The organism is Aeromonas sp. 62-46 (assembly GCF_001898585.1).
Taxonomy (GTDB): Bacteria; Pseudomonadota; Gammaproteobacteria; order Enterobacterales; family Aeromonadaceae; genus Aeromonas; species Aeromonas caviae.
Map to the genome: position 1 here is coordinate 383,018 of NZ_MKUI01000058.1, position 16,090 is coordinate 399,107.

Sequence of the window (16,090 nt, forward strand, 5' to 3'; positions counted from 1 at the left end):
TTTATTTCCTCTGTAAAATTTGTTCATATTTCTCAAAAACAAGATTTTCACTGAAATTATTTATCATATATTTCCGACTAGCTTCTCCCATGAGCCTCACATCATTATGTGATAACGAAATCATTTTCTTAATCGCATCAGTCAATGACACATAATTCTGAGGCATAACGAGGAAACCATTAACACCATCGATTACTGTCTCACGGCATCCAACAGAATCTGTTGTTATCAATGGCAAGCCACAACTTCCAGCTTCAAGCAAAGAACGGGGGACACCTTCCCGATAATAGCTAGGCAAAACAAAACAATCCACACCATGCAAAACACTAACAACATCATCAGTTACCCCCAAATATTGTATTACACCTTCTGAACAGGCTTTTTCTAATTCCTCCCTCGGTATTTCAGCCGTACTACCAGTATGCTTACCTAAGACTTTAAATTCAACACACTCAAACTCAAGGCAAATTTCACGAGCTGCATTTATGTATTCACGTATACCTTTCTCCAATAGAAGTCGAGCTGAAAAGAGAAACGTAAACTTAGTTTTTCGGAGGACGTTAACATCCGATGGTGTAAGTGAAGAAGCATGATTTTGGTAACTTTTCGGATTAAAACGATGTGTATTAACACCGGAACCAGGTAAAATAGAGCGAGTTCCCTTCCCAACTAAACCATTACTTTCAAACAATGCCAAATCATCTTTATTTTGGAAAAAAACATGATAGCTCTTACTCAAGCCAATGCGATACATAAATTGCATCAGACTCTGTAAAATGCCCTTACTTGAAAAAGTACGCCCTAAACCAGCAATATTATTTACTACACGACTTCCGAGCAGAGCCGCAATGTAACCACCGTATATATTAGGTTTAGCAGTAAAGCCCAAATAATAATCAGGCTTTATTTTTAGAAGCAAGGTTGCATAATTAAATAGAGAAACCAAATCTATAAAAGGTGATATGTTACTTGATGCCATCTTGATATCATGAACTATAAAACCAAGCTCACGAAGTTTATTACTGTAAGTGTCTTCAGGAGAAATAATCTCTATATGAAAACCTTTTGCAACAAGTTGCTTTATTAGCTCTAATCTAAAATTAAAAATGCTCCAACTGGTGTTAGATGAGATAACAATTTTTTTCAATTTAAAATCCTATTTTTAATTTCTTTCACATTACCATTTACATAGACACATGATGCAGGAATATCTTTACTTACCACTGAACCTGCAGCTATCACTGCATTATCACCAATACTAACACCTTTCAAAATGACGACATTAGAGCACAACCAAACATTATTACCAATCGTAATCCTTGATGTAGTAAATTCATTTTTTAACACACCTGTGGCTGCAGAGAACACATGATCATGATCATATATTTTCACCCCTTCACCAAATAAAACATCATCACCTATAGTGATAGAATCATGACAATTTATGGAGCAATAGTTGTTAAAAAAAACTCTATTGCCAATAGTCAAAACCCCAGAGGTTACATTAAAAGAAACTCCCGACCTGACTCTTAATGCCTTACCAATGAAAACCTTCGCCTTGGAAATATTAAAATTAAAAGGTAAATTACTATCAAAGAGACTAAACTTAAGTTTTTTTATGAAGAAAATGAAATAAAATAAATTAACAATTAAATACGTCGAAACCCGAACCAACTTAACTAACATTTAGAGTATCTCCCCACAACTGGGACTAGCGACTAAGTTTATAAATTCGTTCACTAAAAGTATTGATTACTGTGATGAAACAATGACGTCATAGTTTCTTGTCATACAACTTCAACCACTTGGAAACCGTAGCAGACAGAGAATAGTATTCTTCTATTCTCTGTCTTGCAGCAGCACCTAAATCAGCATATTCATCGGGTTTCAACGACAATGCAGCGATAATCGCTTCAACTAATTTCTCTGACTTACGGGGAGCAACCAGGAAACCACAATCACCTATTACTTCTTTTACTCCACCACAATCGGTTGCGACCACAACACGTTGACATGCCATGGCTTCAGCGACAACCAAACCGAAGCCCTCCCATGCAGATGACAAAACAAATACATCTGCAGCACTCATCCATTCACTCACATCTCGACGCAAGCCCAAGAAATGAACCCGGGAGCTGACGCCGCACTCTATAACCTGTTTATGGAGGTTTTCTTCTTCTTCTCCAGCACCGATGATTGCAAGATGTGCATGAGAAAACTCTTTAGGTAATAGGCCGAATGCAACCAATAAATTAGGGTAATCTTTAGCCACGGTGAGTCGCCCAACTGCAAGCAGCAATGGGGTTCCATTCGTCAGTCCAAGCTCACTTCGTAAACGTAAGCGACTGTCTTGGCTAAAAGTAAATTGCTGCATATCAATACCATTATGTACAGCAATCATATTTTCAGCAGAAGCAGCGCCACGTTTGATGGATATATCTACCGCTTCCTGACTAACGTTGGTGTTCAATTCACACAATCGTTCAGTTACACGATAAGCGAACATTCGCAAAGCGCCACCCTCGTTAGAACTGTGGGAAGTGCATATTAATTTAGGAAATGATGTCGTCAAACGCAGTAAACGGGAGAATAAATTTGCATGTACCATATGGCTATGAACTATATCAGGCTTAAAATCTATTATTATATTTCTCGCCTTCAAATAGGTACGAACAAAACTAAATAGTGACTTCTTCATGCCCAAAGATATCACACGAACGTCACTTGAACGCAACCAGTTCACTGGTTCATCGTTCATTGCAACAATCAACACTTGATGCCCTAGTTTTGCAAACTGTTCAGCTAGTTCACATACTTGCCGCTGAGCCCCACCCATTCCAAGGCAGGTTATTGTAATAACAATATTCATTTATCATCAACCAAACAAAAATTTAATCCCATCTACTGTCAGGCTATTGTTTTCAATTGAACCTTTAAATATCAATGAGTTTATGAAGACGATCAAGCCTAACAAAAGAAATGCTCTCGCATTGCCAAATTGGCACATTAAACAAATTATAAATGGCATAAAGGTGGTAATTAACCTACCTGCAAACGGACTAAAAAAATACATTCCAATATAAATTGACACACCAATAACACCAATGACATACAAACCATCATGAATAAATCGTTGCTTATATTGTGTTAGTGTAATTAAAAGAATTACTGAATATAGAACGAAGTTACCACCACTACCACCCATTGAAGCGGATTCATATCCATCAGCTTGTCGCATAGCTAATAATTCAGCTATGGGTAATATCAGAAAACTTGCCAGAGCCGATATGAAAATTGCGGCGAAAGAACGAAATACGATTTTTTCGCTAACAATTTTTATAAACACTCTATCCACTGTTAGAAACAGAAAAACCATGAACATTGAAGAATGGATAAAACCAATAAAAAAAACTAATGGTATAAAATATCTTTTATCCCATAAGAAATAAGCAATCCAAACCAAGATTGATGCAGCTAATGCCTGACGTAACACTACAAACTGCATATGAAATGCCTGAGGAATTAAAAGTAGAGCCAGAATACCTAGAATGCCAAAAAAAATATTTTTACTTTTTAATAAAATGAAGTAGCACGCAGTAAAAGAAACAAAGAAAACAAAAACCAGAGGCGTAACATCAGGACTAATAAATTGTGACAATAAGTTGTTGATAATAAGAAACAATGGTTCATTTGTAAACAAAGAAAGCCCATCATACCGCCCCATAATGTCTAAAGAGTTTTCGGCATAATTAATATAGCTGACTCTATCTCTAAACAACTCGTTAGGTAATAATGTTAACGACACCCCATAGATAAGTGAAAACAAAAAACAAATTATCACTTTCACATTGAATTTAGATACGTGCATATAAACTCACGAGGTTTGGATTAGTCGAACCCAAGTATCAACGATTGGTTTGGGTTTAAAACGCTCTACGTTTTGAATTGCTTGTTTAGAATAATTTATATACTCACTATCACATGTTGATATCTTTATAGCCTTAAGCATCTCATCACGCAAAGCGGATATGTTACCTGACTCACAGAGCCAACCTGTATGCTCATGCTTGACTACTTCCGCAGGTCCTGTATCACAATCGAAACTAATTATTGGCAAGCCATAAGCCTGGGCCTCTATCAATACTAAAGGTAATCCCTCAAAACGAGAACTCATTACGAAAAAGGCTGCCTGTTTATAATACTTTTCTATTTCATTCGTTTTTGGCAAAATTGCTGTATTACTCTCAATACCTAAATAATGACATTTTCTTTCTAAACTATCTCTGTCTTCACCATCCCCCACGATTCTAAGTTGCCATTCAGGGTGACTTAATGAAACTTCCCGCCATGCTTGAAGCAATAAGTCAAACCCTTTCTGATAAGCCAACCTACCAACCGCTAAAAATATTTTTTCTTTATTAAAATTAGAAATTATTGGTATTTCAATTGTAACTGGATTAGGAATGGCCGTAATTTTTGCCCGGCAAACAGTATTACAATTCCATAAGTTTTTATCTCTCTCAGTAAGCGTTATAACATCATCAGCGAAACGAGCGGCTAATTTTCTAGCTAGGCGACGAGGCCACTTACCAAGATCAACTTTATAATTGAAATGCTCCCAGCATATATGACGAGCACTCAAACCAACCATAGCAGGTATCGAATAGAGAGCCAACATAGAATCAACATCAACAAGTATGTCTATATTATGCTCCTTCAAGTATTTACGTAATTTAACAATTGCGTTGGGATATCGAGTTAAACCACGACCTTGTGAATTGAATATCTGGCTAACATGAATAGATTTTTCCAGCTCAAAAAATGGCTTATCACCACACTGTAAGCTTAAAATATAGGTTTGATAACCACGCAATTGTAATTCATTAGCAATAACCGAAGTGACACGCTCAGTACCACCCACATTATTAATATTCCCTATAAAAAAACATATTTTTTTCATATTTATCACCAGAGATATTCTTTTAGCATTAGACAATAAGGAATTAGAGCTCTGAAATAAGCTTTTTGCATACATTTACTGGTGAATGCAACATTCTTGCATGGACATAGCAATCATACTTAAGACTGTCTAGCTTATCCTTTTCAATTAACACCTTTCTCACTGCTTCATATATAGCATCCTCACTCGCCGAAATAGATATTACAGGTGAAGTTGGAATGCCTAGTGATTTACAGTGGTGTATATCAGCAGGAGCTAACACTACATGCCCATGCAACATCGCATAAATCGCATTCATGCCATAGCTATGACATTTACATTGGTCAATAGAGATATCTATTTCTGAAAATAAGCGAAGATAGTCTGACTGACTCATTTTTTCAGGCGTATATACAGTAACATTTTTAAATTCTTCTTCAATACGTTTTAAAGCAGAAAGTATATAATCAGTACCCTTTACATCCCGGCGGTTGATCCCATGCATTATTTTAATAGAATTGAAGTTTGTCTTTCTTAATTTGCTAATGGCATCAAGGTGACATGCTAGAGGAATAACTTTTGTTACTTTATTAGAAAACCCACTCAATTTCCATGGTAGTTCATAATCATACATTGTAGGTATTATTTTAAGCGCCGCTTTAGCACAGAGATAATTAACAACTTTATCTTCCACTGTCTTAAAATAATTTACAGATGGATATTTAATGCCATTAAAAACAAACTTCTCTAGAGCTCCTGACTCCCCTGCTTTAATGTACTCAACATCATCACCACAACATAATAGGTATATCTTTATTTTTTTTATTTTTAACAAAAGAAGAATAAGAGGACCAAGTAGTTTGAAATTGAAGAATGTGGGGTTCATTATATAGACAACATCAAACTTTAAAAACTTGGGAACAATAGAAAATAACTCTAACAATCTACCTATTTTACTTGATGATGAAAGGCTAATATCTGAATTTAAATTCTTCCATCCGTCACCATTTGGGGAAAAAACTGAAGCCTCATACCCAAGCTCTTTAAAACCAGCAGCCAATGAATTTCCATAACCACTATACTCACCATAAACAAGGATCTTCATAATTATAATCCATCAAACTCAAACTAACACTCATTGAAAACATGGCGATAAATAAACACCATATATTTCCACAAACATATTCTATTGAATGAGAAACATAACAAATTAAAACTTTTATGTTATGAGAGAAAAATTCATATCGCTGTTTATGTTCAACTAAAAACCATTAAAGCTACATACAGGCTGATACAAAAAGCCATGTAAAAATAGACCATGATGACGTCAGCTGGAAAATTAAAATATTTTATCGAGAAAACCTTTTGACATTTGCAAACACAAAAATAAAATACAATGAATAATTTATTGCATATGCAAGTGCCGCACCTTTTGTCCCCATTGATAGAATAAGCAGATAGGAAATAATCACAAATATAATGGAGAAAAATACTTCTGTAGTCATAAACCATTTAGCTGCACCACGAGAGAGCATAGGGTATGCATATAACCAACTAGCAATCTTCGCTACATCACCACACAATTGAATAGCAAAGAGATCCCTGGCCGATCTGAACTCCTCGGTAAAAAGCAACCAAATAGCCACATCACGCAATAGGTAAACACCCAACGCCATGACCCCGACTATCGGTATAATCACAAGTGCCGTTCTATGAATCTCATTGACAATCGCATCGACACCGACAAGAGAGGAGAGACGGGGTAAGTAATAGGTCCCCAGCGCCATGGTAATCACACCAAGGTAGACCTCTGATATTTTCCATACCGCCTGCCAATGGCCTGCAGCCTCCCAGCCGACTTGATCGACCAGGATAGTACGAACCAGAATCAGCGATATCGGAACGGTCAAGGCGGTAGTGATCGCCATCAGCATGTAGCCGCCAATAGCTTTTCTCGCTTCCTTGGTTGTACTCCCCCACCAGTATTGCACTCTCAACCAAGGTTGGCGCAGGTTAACAACCAGCATCACCAGCCCGATCAAAGCAGCCTGTACAGCTGCTGCCAACAAGGCTCCCTGGATATTGGCCATCACTATCATGCTCAACATGACGCAACCGGAAATAAGGGCAGATAGCATCCCTAAGCCAACATATCGGCGATACAGTTGCTGGCCGTTAATGACCGAATTACACAGTGTACCTATAGCAGATAATGGCAAGACACAGACGGTAGCCATTACAATCCAGGCGAGTGCTTTATCTTGAAATAGCCAGTTGGCGATGTGCTCAGCTAGCAGCAATCCGCTAGGAATCGTGATGGCAGAAATAATCAGTACCCACTGAACTGCCGCTCGCCACCAAGGCGCACACGCCTCAAAACCCTGCTCTTTCTTCTCAGCGGTATAACGAACAATCCCGCTACCTACTGGCGCATTGATGACCCCGTTGAGGCTACCGACCATACTCTGAACCTGGCCCAACATAGCCATCCCGGTGGGGCCAGTATAAATGGCCACCACCTTCGCAATAACAAAACCCATCGCCATTTTGAGGAGCGTTAACAGGCCCGTCATCGCGGTCACTTTAAGCAGGCGTCTCATGCTTTAAAGCCGTTCACCGCATCGATCACCCTTGTCACAGCCTCATCGCTCATCGTCGGATCCATTGGAAGAGAAAGGACTTGCTGATGGATCTGCTCTGTCAACGGCAGTCGATAATCCTGGAGCTCGGGGTAAGCTTTTTGTTTATGTGGCGGGATTGGGTAATGGATCAGCGTCTGGATACCTTGCTCAGACAACCATTGCTGCAGCTGATCACGTACCCCGCTACGTATAACAAACAAGTGCCATACATGTGCACTTTCATGTTCCACACTTGGTAATTTCACCAGAGAATTAGTAATTCGTGTGCGATAAGATTGGGCAATACTTTGACGACGAGCGGTCTCCCCTTCCAGATAAGGCAGTTTTACTCGCATCATCGCGGCCTGAATTTCATCTAACCGACTGTTGACTCCTTGATACAGATTCTCATATTTTTTGTGCGAACCATAATTACGCAGTGCTCTGATTGTCTGAGCCAACTCATCTTCATTCGTTGTCACAGCTCCTGCATCTCCCAGAGCACCCAGGTTTTTTCCTGGATAGAAGCTGAAACCGGCAGCATGCCCCCAGTTGCCTGCACGCTTGCCCTGAACTTCCGCACCATGCGCTTGGGCACAATCCTCCAGTACCAGTAAATCAAACTCTGCGGCAATAGCCATCAATTCTGGCATAGGAGAAAGTTGGCCATATAGATGTACTGGAAGTATGGCTTTGGTTTTTGATGTGATAGACCCTCTAACCTGCGCCGGTTCCAGGTTAAAGGTGTCTGGGTTTGGTTCCAGTAAAACAGGAACCAGGTCATTTTCAGTAATCGCCAGAATGGAGGCTATGTAGGTATTGGCCTGTACAATGACTTCATCGCCTGCTTGCAACTTGCCAAGTTCTTTCCATGCTCTCAGCACCAAGTTGAGAGCATCCAGTCCATTGGCTACACCAATTGCATGCTTGGTGCCGCAATAGCGAGAAAACTCAATTTCAAACTCACTTAACTCATTACCCATAATATACCAGCCAGAGTCAATTACTCTGGAGCAAGCATCTTTCAGTTCTTTCTGATATTGACTGTTAATAGCTTTCAAATCGAGGAAATTAATCATTTTTCCATCTCAATATAACGAATTACTTTAGCTGGATTTCCAGCAACGACCGCATAATCAGGTACATCTTTAGTGACGACGGCACCAGCCCCCACCATGGCATATTTTCCAACCGTAATACCAGGTAATAGGGTTGCGTTAGCGCCAACAGATGCACCCTGTTTTATTACCATTGTAGGAAACTCTACTGGGTACACTTTAGACCTAGGATGCCGATCATTAGTGAATGCTACACAAGGACCAATAAAAACATCATCCTCGATTCTTATACCATCCCAGATATAGACACCGGATTTTACCGTAACACGATCACCAATAATGACATCACCTTCAATTAGAGTATGTGCACATATATTACATTCTTGACCTATCTTGGCACCCTGAAGCACAACTGAAAATTGCCATATCCGAGTACCATTACCAATATCACTTGACTGTACGTCACTAAGAGCGTGGATGAACATCAGTCATGCCTCTTGGCAAAAGTTAAAAAATCATCATAGTTTCTGATGTAATCAGCTTCATCATAAACATCGCTTGCTAGCACCAACAAGATACAATCGCTGCTAAAATCATACATCTCATGCCACTGCATAGTATCAATCAACAGACCTTGTGATGGAGAATTCAAGACCACATCTGATTTTTCAACACCATTGTCCATCACAAAGCGACAACTTCCATTCAGGCAAATAGCGACTTGTTTTAACTCTTTATGGGCATGAAAGCCACGGGCAACACCATTTTGTGTACCATAGATGTAATATACTCGCTTTATATCGAAAGGTATGTTTTTATTTCCTTCCAAAGCAAGCAATGAACCTCGTTCATCTCCCAACACAGGGAAATCAATTAACTTTATCAATTCCATCATTAATCCTTTATGAGATCGAGCAAATACTGTCCATAGCTATTTTTTGCCATACGATTTGCAGTAATGGCTACGTCATTTTTACTCAACCAACTGTTTCGCCATGCAATTTCTTCAAGACAGGCTATTTTAAAACCCTGTCTGGCTTCAATGGTTGCCACGAAGTTTGATGCTTCAAGCAAGCTTTCATGAGTACCACTGTCGAGCCATGCAAATCCCCGCCCCAACAATTCAACATTAAGTTGTCCTCGCTCCAGATATGCTTGATTGATACTGGTTATCTCAAGCTCTCCTCGTTTAGAGGGTCTGACTTGTTTGGCAATATTGACTACTTGATTGTCGTAAAAGTAGAGCCCAGTTACTGCAAAATGTGACTTAGGTTGTGCCGGCTTCTCTTCGATTGAAATGACACTCTGCTTATCATCAAATTCCACAATCCCAAATCTTTCAGGATCTTGAACTTTATAGCCGAATACTGTTGCCCCTTCTTTTCTGCTAGCAGCATCTCGAAGCATGGGTGAAAAACCCTGGCCCCAAAACATGTTATCACCAAGTATCAAGCATACTGATTCATGCCCGATGAATTCCTCACCGATAATAAATGCTTGAGCAAGCCCATCCGGGCTTGGCTGAACTGCATATTCCAGTGAAATACCAAATTGACTGCCATCACCTAACAAACGTTGAAAGCTGTCTTGATCTTCAGGTGTCGTGATAATCAGAACTTCCCTGATCCCGGCAAGCATCAGTACGGACAGTGGATAATAAATCATAGGCTTGTCATAAACTGGCAAGAGCTGTTTGGATACTCCCATGGTGATAGGGTACAGACGAGTGCCAGAACCGCCAGCCAGAATAATTCCTTTCATTACTTCTTCTCCCCGTACTGCTTAGCTATCCAAGATTGGTAGGCACCGCTTTTGACATTGTTAACCCACTGCTGGTTATCCAGATACCACTGCACCGTCTTGCGGATACCAGAATCGAAGGTCTCTTGCGGTTGCCAGGCGAGTTCGGCGCTCATCTTGCTAGCATCGATGGCATAGCGGCGATCGTGACCGGGGCGATCGGTCACATAGGTGATTTGATCGCGGTAGCTTCTCCTCTCATCCCGGCCCTCTCCCCCAAGGTGCGAGGGAGACAGAGGCACCATCTCGTCGAGCAGATCGCAGATGGTATGAACGACGTCCAGATTCTGTTTCTCGTTGTGACCGCCAATGTTGTAGGTTTCACCGATCACACCTGTGGTGACCACGGTATAGAGTGCACGCGCATGATCCTCAACGTAGAGCCAATCGCGGATCTGGTCGCCCTTGCCATAAACCGGCAGCGACTTGCCATCCAGAGCATTGAGGATGACCAGCGGGATCAACTTTTCGGGGAAATGATAGGGGCCGTAGTTGTTGGAGCAGTTGGTAACGATGGTCGGCAGGCCATAAGTACGGCGCCAGGCTCGCACCAGATGGTCGCTGGAGGCCTTGGAGGCAGAATAGGGGCTGCTGGGGGCGTAAGGGGTGGTTTCAGTAAAGAGTGGCAATGGCTCACCAGCGGCGACTTCATCCGGATGGGGCAGATCCCCATACACCTCGTCGGTGGAGATGTGGTGGAAGCGGAAGGCCGCCTTGCGCGCCTCGTCCAGACCGTTCCAATAGGCGCGTGCCGCTTCCAGCAACATATAGGTGCCGACGATATTGGTCTCGATGAAGTCGGCGGGGCCCGTGATGGAGCGATCAACGTGACTCTCGGCGGCCAAGTGCATTACGGCATCGGGTTGGTGGGCAACGAAGATCCGATCCAGTTCGGCGCGGTTGCAAATGTCAACTTGTTCAAACGCATAGCGGTCGCTAGCAGAGACAGCCGCCAAGGATTCCAGGTTGCCCGCATAGGTCAACTTATCGAGGTTGACTACTGAATCTTGGGTGTGCCGGATGATATGACGAACAACGGCAGAACCGATAAAACCGGCACCACCAGTCACGAGGATCTTCATTGAAAGGTTCCCGATTGCAATCTGATTAAATGGAAAAGAGATTAAGAGATTCATGGTTGGCGGCCGTATGCCACCACATCTATAAACAAGCTAATGATGTAATGGCACAGACACTAGGACAGGTGTGGGAGGAGTCCATTTACCTCAATAGGTTGGCGCTTTATTTCAGGAGCGTGGAAAAACAACATTGATGGAAACGCAGATTATGCCGTTGTCAGCCCAGAAGGTGAACAAGGCTTATGCTACCGCCCTTGGGTTACAGCTCCCAACATGCTGCTTTTAACCTGATTGTCCGTGCTGTTGGCCATCACATCCTCCAGCTTCTTGTTTTGATTGATGTTTAACAATGTTGTCGTATTACATTGCACACCCAGGCAGTCCACAGCCTGCATTGCTCACATCTTGGGCTATCTGCGCCCCAAACCCGATTCGGGGTCAGATTCTATCTTGTTTAACCCAAAGATGAACAGTCAAAACAATAGGAAAGCGCCTATTGAAATCAGGATTCAAAAAAAACCATTCATGTGATACTGCCCGCCGTGAATCCACTCAGCCGTTGCCGGGGATTGCCCTGCTTTGTTCCAGCATCCAGGCCAGGGCATGTAAACATGTTTAATTTCAAACAATTAAATTCATACCTCAAGCGCTTGCAGGCACTCGGGGATGGCCTGACGCCAGCAAGGCCCCCCGCCCCTGTGTACCGGCAGGCTGAAAGCGGCAAGCCGCTTGTGCGATAAGAATGGTCGCGACCAGCCCCAGCACCGGCTCTGACCCTCAACACCCAGAAACCGGCAGGCACGGATAGCGAGCCTGAACACGAGGCTGATGACACAGCGTTGCATCATGGGAAATGCATGAGGAAAGAAGACAGGGATGATTCAGTCCCGATACAGCGGGGTCAGGTAGGATCCAGATTGACTCTCCCTCTTGTTGACCCTCTAATTGGCAGCCTGGACCCTCATCATCATGCATCTTATGAAAATCCTACTGGTTGAAGACGACAAGCTGCTCAATCACCACCTCTCCACCCTGTTGACCGAGGCCCAGAACCAGGTTTACAGCACGGACAATGCCCAGGTGGCGCTGCACTACGCAGCCGACTACCCCATCGATGTCGCCATCATCGATCTGGGCCTGCCTGACATGGATGGCCTTCAGCTCATCACCCGCCTGCGCGAGCAGCAGATCCCCTTTCCCATCATTGTGCTGACGGCCAGAGGCAACTGGCAGGACAAGGTGGAAGGACTGGAGGCCGGGGCGGACGACTACCTGGTCAAACCCTTCCAGAAGGACGAGCTGCTGGCCCGCCTCAATGCGCTGGTACGCCGCAGCGCCGGCTTCATCTCCCCCAGAGTGAAGGCGGGTGACTACGAGCTGGACCTCTCCCGCAAGGAGCTGACCATCGCCGGCGAGGTCACTGTGCTGACCAGTTTCGAATATCTGATCCTGGAATACCTGATGCGAAATGCCCGTCAGGTGGTCTCCAAACAGCAGTTGCTGGATCAGCTCTATGGGGATGGTGAAGGGGATCCCAACACCATCGAGGTGATGGTGAGCCGGCTTCGCAAAAAACTGGATCCGGAAGGGAGCATCCAGCCCATCTCCACCATCCGCCGCCAGGGCTACATCTTCAACCTCGCCTGCAGCTGATGCGCCTTGCCATGTTGCATCCCCTGACCCTGATCCGCCGCTCCCTGCACCTCAAGCTGATGCTGAGTGCCATGCTGGTCATCGCGCTCATCATGGCCTTCTCCGTCTACATCCTCTACCTCGGCCATGCCGAGGAGCAGGCCCAGAAAGCCAGTGTCCGCATGCAGGAGAACCTCTCCAAGCTGTTCTCGTCCAAGCAGCCGGAGCCCCACGCCATGACGGATCTAGGCAAGCTCACCCCGGATGCCATCGATCCCAATCTCGACACCCTGATCTGCCGCGCCGACGGAGTGCTGAGCTGGTCCAGCCTGCACATGCCGGAGGTGGTCTCCATCAAGGAGACCATCTGCCGGGATCTGATGAGATACCTGGGGGGACTGGATCAGGACTATTTCTTCAAGCTGCATACCATCAAGAACGGCGAGAGCTACTTCATCTACAGCCTGCGTTTCCTGCGCAATCATGGCGCCGGCCCCACCACCTACTACGTGGTGATGGTCGATTCCGCCCGGCGCTATCAGGCCCAGACCCGCGATTACCTCTACCGCTGCATTCGCCAGGCGCTGCTCGCCTACTGTCTGCTGGGCGCTCTGTTGCTGCTCACCAGTTTCTGGAGCCTCTCCTCCCTGCGCACCATGGCGCGCCAGATTGACGAGATCCGCGCCGGTACGCGAGAGGCGCTGTCAAACGACTACGAGCGCGAACTGACCCCCCTGACAAGCTCGGTCAACCAGTTGCTGGAGAACGAACGCCAGCAGACCCAGCGCTACCAGCACGCCCTCAACGATCTCGCCCACAGCCTGAAAACCCGGCTGGCGCTCATCCAGATCACCGCCCAGGAGCTCAAGCTCGGCCACGACATCCATGACAACATCAATGAACAGATCACCACCATGGATCAGATCATCCAGTACCAGTTGCGCCGCGCCGTCACCGGGCGAAAGCGCCTCGCGAGCAAGGGCACCGAACCGGTTCCCCTCATCGAGAAGCTGCTGGCCAGCCTCGCCAAGGTCTATCGCCACAAAAAGCTGCAGACCGGCTTCCAGTTTGACGACGATGTCTTCTTTCACGGCGAGCAGGGCGATCTGATGGAGCTGATGGGCAACCTGCTGGACAACGCCTGCAAGTTCGCCATCAGCGAGATCCGGGTTCATGTCCGCCACCGGGAGCGCGGCCTGCTCATCGTGGTGGAAGACGACGGTCCCGGCATCGATCCCGGCAAATCGCAGCAGATCTTCCAGCGCGGCGTGCGGGCTGACAGCTCCCCCGGCCAGGGGATTGGCCTCGCCGTGGTGACCGAAATCGTGCACAGCTACGGCGGCGAGATCCGGGTGGATGACTCCCCGCTCGGCGGCGCGAGATTCCACATCACCCTCCCCTGACAGCGCAGGGGCCAGTACCTGGCCCCTGCCGCATTCGGGCATTGCCATCCCGGTGCTTGCCCTGTCTCACGCCCCACTCCTTATGCTTCGACCAGGCCAAGCACATGGCAGCGAGGCTGACGAGCTTACGCCCCCATCAGAAGCTGGCCTGCCGCTCCCCTCGGCCCCATGCTCGCGCAGAAACAACAGGCATAAAAAAACCGGCCGCGAGGGCCGGTAAAACAGTTCAGGCTTGTCAGGTGACAATGCGCACCCAGCGGATGAAGACCGGTTTCAATTCCCTATGAAGCCCCGTCCTCTTGAGTACGTAGGTTCACTTTACGCCCCGGTCACTGAATCGGGACTGAACCATGTTCACACTGGCAAGGCTCAGAGACGGATCCCGAGTGACTGGCGCAGATAGGCGCCGGCACCGAGCAGCCCCGGTCCTTCGTGGGTGATGAGGAAGACCGGAATGTCTTTGAGATAAGGCTTGAAGCGCCCCTTGTCCTCGAAGGCGACCCGAAAGCCCGATCCGATGAAGAACTCCTGAAAGCGCGGCACTATGCCACCGGCGATGTAGACACCGCCGAAGGTGCCCATGTTGAGGGCCAGGTTGCCGGCAAAGCGGCCCATGAGCACACAGAACAGGCTCAAGGTGCGGCGGCAATCGAGGCAATCCCCCGCCAGCGCGCGCTCGGTGATGTCCTTGGGGGCAAAAGGTTCGGGCTCGCGGCCATCGGATTTGACCAGGCCGCGATAGAGATTGACGAGCCCGGGGCCCGAGAGGAAACGCTCCGCCGACACATGGCCCAGCTCGCCGCGCATCACCTGCAGCACCGCATCTTCCTCTTCCGTGTTGGCGGCGAAGTCCACGTGACCGCCCTCACCCGGCAGGCTCAGCCACTGCTCACCGGCCTGCACCAGGTGGGCGACGCCAAGGCCGGTCCCTGCGCCATAAATGGCGATGGGCTTGCCGGCTACCGGAGCCGCGCCCCCGAGCTGGATGCGATCGCTCTCGCCGAGCACGGGTACCGCCATGGAGACGGCAGTGAAATCGTTGATCACCTGCAGGCGCGCAAGGCCGAGGTTGGCCTGCATCTCGCGGATGGAGAACTCCCAGCTGTGGTTGGTCATGGCGACCCAGTCACCATTGATGGGACAGGCGATGGCGATGCACGCCTCGCCCACGGTGGCATCGTGCTCTTCGAGATAGAGGCGCACCACGGCCTCCAGGCTGGGATGGGCCAGCCCCGAATAGGTTTTTGCCTGGGAAATGGCGCCCGTCGCCAGTTCACAGAGGGCCAGTCGGGCATTGGTACCGCCAACGTCGCCCACCAGCGCATGGGTATGCTGCATAACAAACTCCTTCGTTACCGACTCGGGGCGGCCCTTACCGTCCCGACATTATTATTTGGCTGCAATACTACTCGAGCCCGCAGCCGGGCTGCGCGATTTATGCAGACAAGTGTGCGCCCGCTCACAGTGTTGTTGCTTTGCAACATTTGTAAGCGTTTTCAAGACGCAAATGGAAGTTTGCAACTAAAAACACGAAATAATTAGACATGAGTCATACTTT

At 46.1% G+C, this 16,090-nt stretch carries 15 protein-coding genes and 1 pseudogene; 2 read left to right on the top strand and 14 right to left on the bottom strand.

Annotation, left to right across the window (positions count from 1 at the left end; genetic code table 11):
- Nucleotide 1: 1 nt before the first annotated feature.
- The 13 genes and pseudogenes from BGO64_RS19545 to rfbB all read right to left on the bottom strand — a co-directional run bounded on the left by BGO64_RS19545 (nt 2) and on the right by rfbB (nt 11,500).
- Nucleotides 2-1,147 (bottom strand): glycosyltransferase family 4 protein, encoded by a 1,146-nt coding sequence (locus BGO64_RS19545; protein ID WP_266139838.1) that lies wholly within the window; start codon nt 1,145-1,147, stop codon nt 2-4.
- Nucleotides 1,144-1,686, bottom strand: a complete 543-nt coding sequence (locus BGO64_RS19550) for an acyltransferase (protein WP_266139839.1) — start codon at nt 1,684-1,686, stop codon at nt 1,144-1,146. Before BGO64_RS19550 ends, BGO64_RS19545 begins: the two co-directional genes overlap by 4 nt.
- An 88-nt stretch (nt 1,687-1,774) precedes the next feature.
- Nucleotides 1,775-2,869 (bottom strand): glycosyltransferase, encoded by a 1,095-nt coding sequence (locus BGO64_RS19555; protein ID WP_266139840.1) that lies wholly within the window; start codon nt 2,867-2,869, stop codon nt 1,775-1,777.
- Nucleotides 2,870-2,875: 6 nt separating this feature from the next.
- Entirely contained in the window at nt 2,876-3,868 is a 993-nt protein-coding gene (locus BGO64_RS19560) for an EpsG family protein (protein WP_266139841.1), read from the bottom strand.
- A gap of 6 nt (nt 3,869-3,874) precedes the next feature.
- Entirely contained in the window at nt 3,875-4,960 is a 1,086-nt protein-coding gene (locus BGO64_RS19565; RefSeq protein ID WP_266139842.1) for a glycosyltransferase family 4 protein, read from the bottom strand.
- 43 nt (nt 4,961-5,003) lie between these two features.
- Nucleotides 5,004-6,044, bottom strand: coding sequence for a hypothetical protein (locus BGO64_RS19570; protein ID WP_266139843.1), 1,041 nt, complete (start codon nt 6,042-6,044; stop codon nt 5,004-5,006).
- Nucleotides 6,045-6,288: 244 nt separating this feature from the next.
- A complete protein-coding gene (locus BGO64_RS19575) occupies nt 6,289-7,539 on the bottom strand; it encodes an O-antigen translocase (RefSeq protein WP_266139844.1) in 1,251 nt (416 codons plus the stop codon).
- Entirely contained in the window at nt 7,536-8,639 is a 1,104-nt protein-coding gene (locus BGO64_RS19580) for a DegT/DnrJ/EryC1/StrS family aminotransferase (RefSeq protein WP_266139845.1), read from the bottom strand. Before BGO64_RS19580 ends, BGO64_RS19575 begins: the two co-directional genes overlap by 4 nt.
- The gene (locus tag BGO64_RS20875) at nt 8,636-8,812 is read right to left on the bottom strand and encodes an LbetaH domain-containing protein (RefSeq protein WP_408813676.1); all 177 of its coding nucleotides are present in this window, start codon (nt 8,810-8,812) and stop codon (nt 8,636-8,638) included. The genes BGO64_RS19580 and BGO64_RS20875 overlap by 4 nt, the downstream gene beginning before the upstream one ends.
- Before the next feature lie 66 nt (nt 8,813-8,878).
- Nucleotides 8,879-9,103 (bottom strand): annotated as a pseudogene (locus tag BGO64_RS20880) (LbetaH domain-containing protein); the annotation flags it as partial.
- A complete protein-coding gene (locus BGO64_RS19590) occupies nt 9,103-9,510 on the bottom strand; it encodes a sugar 3,4-ketoisomerase (protein WP_266136621.1) in 408 nt (135 codons plus the stop codon). The gene BGO64_RS19590 and the pseudogene BGO64_RS20880, both read right to left, overlap by 1 nt.
- A gap of 2 nt (nt 9,511-9,512) precedes the next feature.
- Complete coding sequence (rfbA, locus tag BGO64_RS19595; protein ID WP_119197490.1) at nt 9,513-10,379, bottom strand: glucose-1-phosphate thymidylyltransferase RfbA; 867 nt, start codon at nt 10,377-10,379, stop codon at nt 9,513-9,515.
- Nucleotides 10,379-11,500: a dTDP-glucose 4,6-dehydratase gene (rfbB, locus tag BGO64_RS19600; RefSeq protein ID WP_266139846.1), complete on the bottom strand. Its 1,122-nt coding sequence runs from the start codon at nt 11,498-11,500 to the stop codon at nt 10,379-10,381. The genes rfbA and rfbB overlap by 1 nt, the downstream gene beginning before the upstream one ends.
- Nucleotides 11,501-12,475: 975 nt before the next feature.
- On the opposite strand from rfbB, the gene BGO64_RS19605 reads away from it, so the two are divergent.
- A complete protein-coding gene (locus BGO64_RS19605; RefSeq protein ID WP_041207018.1) occupies nt 12,476-13,150 on the top strand; it encodes a response regulator in 675 nt (224 codons plus the stop codon).
- 11 nt (nt 13,151-13,161) lie between these two features.
- Complete coding sequence (locus BGO64_RS19610) at nt 13,162-14,532, top strand: ATP-binding protein (protein ID WP_214005469.1); 1,371 nt, start codon at nt 13,162-13,164, stop codon at nt 14,530-14,532.
- Nucleotides 14,533-14,901: 369 nt separating this feature from the next.
- Here the strand turns inward: BGO64_RS19610 and glk are convergent, their stop codons facing one another.
- Entirely contained in the window at nt 14,902-15,870 is a 969-nt protein-coding gene (gene glk, locus BGO64_RS19615) for a glucokinase (RefSeq protein WP_039041241.1), read from the bottom strand.
- Nucleotides 15,871-16,090: the final 220 nt, after the last annotated feature.